This window comes from Geothrix sp. (assembly GCF_049292215.1).
Lineage (GTDB): Bacteria > Acidobacteriota > Holophagae > Holophagales > Holophagaceae > Geothrix.
Genome location: NZ_JBATQW010000027.1, coordinates 1 through 2,145 on the forward strand (window position 1 = coordinate 1; position 2,145 = coordinate 2,145).

Sequence of the window (2,145 nt, forward strand, 5' to 3'; positions counted from 1 at the left end):
GGCCGAGCCCGGCCCTTTCGAGGCGGCGCTGCGGCGCGAGGCCCGGGAACGTGGCGGCGCGGTCATTGCCGAGTTCAAGCAGGCCTCGCCTTCGCTGGGGCCCTTCGCCATGGGCACACCGCTGTTGGCGCAGCTGCGGGCCTACCTCGAAGGAGGCGCTGCCGCCTTTTCCATCCTGGCGGAACCGGTCTATTTCAAGGGCTCGATGGACCACCTCCAGACCGCCTCGGAGCTGAAGCAGCCCCGGCTCTACAAGGGCTTCGTCATCGCCGAGGCCCAGCTGGCCGAAGCTGAAGCCAGCGGCGCCGAGGCCGTGCTGCTCATCGCCCGGGTGCTTAAGGAGCATACGGCGGCCTTCGCCGAGGCGGCGCGGGCCCGGGGCCTCGAACCCCTCATTGAGCTGCACGACATGACCGAAGTGGGCTTTGCCCAAGCCGCCAGCGCACGCCTGGTGGGCATCAACGCGCGGGACCTCTCCACCTTCAACCTCGGCGTGCCCACGGCGGAACCTCTGCGGCGCGTCTTCCCGGAGGCGGTGCTGATCCGGGAATCCGGTCTGGCCACGCCCGAGGACGCCCGATCGGCCCTGCGGGCGGGCTTTGACGCAGTGCTCATCGGCGAGGCCCTCATGCGCAGCCCCGACCCGCGTGACTTCCTCAGCCGCATCCTGGCGGGCTTGCGATGAGCGCCCTCGCCAAGGTCTGCGGCCTGGTCCGCCCCGAGGACGCGGCCTTCGCCGCGGGGCAGGGGGCCGACCTGCTCGGCTTCGTGTCCCACGCCCCGAGCCCCAGACACTGCCAGGATTTGTCGGTGGCCGAGCCCTACCTGGACAAGGCGGTGCTGGTCCAGGTGGAGGAGTGCGCGGAGGCGATCCTGGCCACGGCCCATCGTCACGGCTTTCGCCGCGTCCAACCCTACCTTCCCCCGGTCTCGCGGGAAGCTGGAGTTCACCTGCTGCGCGAGGCGGGCCTCCAAGTGCTGCTGCCCTGGCCCGATGAGCCGGACCAGGCTTCCGTGGCGGCAGATCTCTACCTCTGGGAAGCCAGCCCCCAGGTCACCGGCGTGGCTGGCGGCTCCGGGCAGGGCCATGCCATGGCTCACCCCCCGCCGGGCCCCTTCCTGCTTGCCGGAGGACTGGACGCCACGAACCTGCGCGAGCGGGTGCAGGTCCTGTCAGCGCCGGTGCGCAAACGCTTCCTCGGCGTGGACGCCGCCAGCCGCCTCGAGGCTTCGCCCGGCATGAAAGCCCCCTCGAAAGTCTCCGCCTTCATCCTTGCCGCGCACGCCCTGGAGCATCCATGACCGAGACATTCAGCCTGGCCTCCCGCTTTGGCACCCAGGGACTCGGCGGCTGCTACGCGCCCGAGACGCTCATGCAGCCCCTCCTCGACCTGGAGGCAGCCTTCCGTTCGGCCCTGGCCGATCCGGCTTTTCAGACTGAACTCAAAGGCGAGCTGCGGCACTTCGTGGGGAGGCCCACGCCGCTGACGCCCGCGCCGCGGCTGGCCGCCAAGCTGGGCCTGCGGGCTCTCTACCTGAAGCGTGAGGACCTCACCCACACCGGGGCCCACAAGATCAACAACGCCCTGGCCCAGGCCATCCTGGCCCGGCGCATGGGCAAGACCGAGATCATCGCCGAGACCGGCGCGGGCCAGCACGGGGTGGCGACGGCCGCGGCCTGCGCCCGGCTGGGCCTGGACTGCACGGTCTACATGGGTGTCACCGACATGGCCCGCCAGGCGCCGAACGTGGCGCGCATGCGCCTCTTCGGTACGAAGGTGATACCCGTGGAAGCGGGGCAGGGCACCCTCAAGGAGGCAGTGAACGAGGCCCTGCGCGCCTGGGCCGGGCGCTGCGACAAGGCCCACTACATCCTGGGCTCGGCCCTGGGACCCCATCCCTTCCCCACGCTGGTGCGCAGCTTCCAGACGGTCATCGGCGAAGAGGCCCGGGCCCAGGTGCTGGAGCAGTCCGGTGCGCTGCCCGAGGTGGTCCTGGCCTGTGCCGGCGGGGGCAGCAATGGCCTCGGCCTGCTGGTGCCCTTCCTGGGCGACGGCCTGCGCCGCGTGGCGGTGGAAGCTGGCGGTCACGGCACGTCGCTGGGCGAGCACGCGGCTCGCCTCGACGGTGGCCGCATGGGTGTGC

3 protein-coding genes are annotated in these 2,145 nt (G+C 71.3%); all 3 read left to right on the top strand.

Annotated features, from left to right (window positions below):
• Window positions 1-685 (top strand): indole-3-glycerol-phosphate synthase (locus WAS25_RS05120; RefSeq protein ID WP_422310439.1); only part of this gene is annotated, 685 nt, incomplete at its 5' end.
• On the top strand, window positions 682-1,302 hold the full coding sequence (locus WAS25_RS05125; RefSeq protein ID WP_422310440.1) for a phosphoribosylanthranilate isomerase: 621 nt from the start codon (window positions 682-684) through the stop codon (window positions 1,300-1,302). The genes WAS25_RS05120 and WAS25_RS05125, both read left to right, overlap by 4 nt.
• Window positions 1,299-2,145, top strand: an 847-nt coding sequence (locus WAS25_RS05130) for a pyridoxal-phosphate dependent enzyme (RefSeq protein ID WP_422310441.1), incomplete at its 3' end; no start/stop codon positions are given. The genes WAS25_RS05125 and WAS25_RS05130, both read left to right, overlap by 4 nt.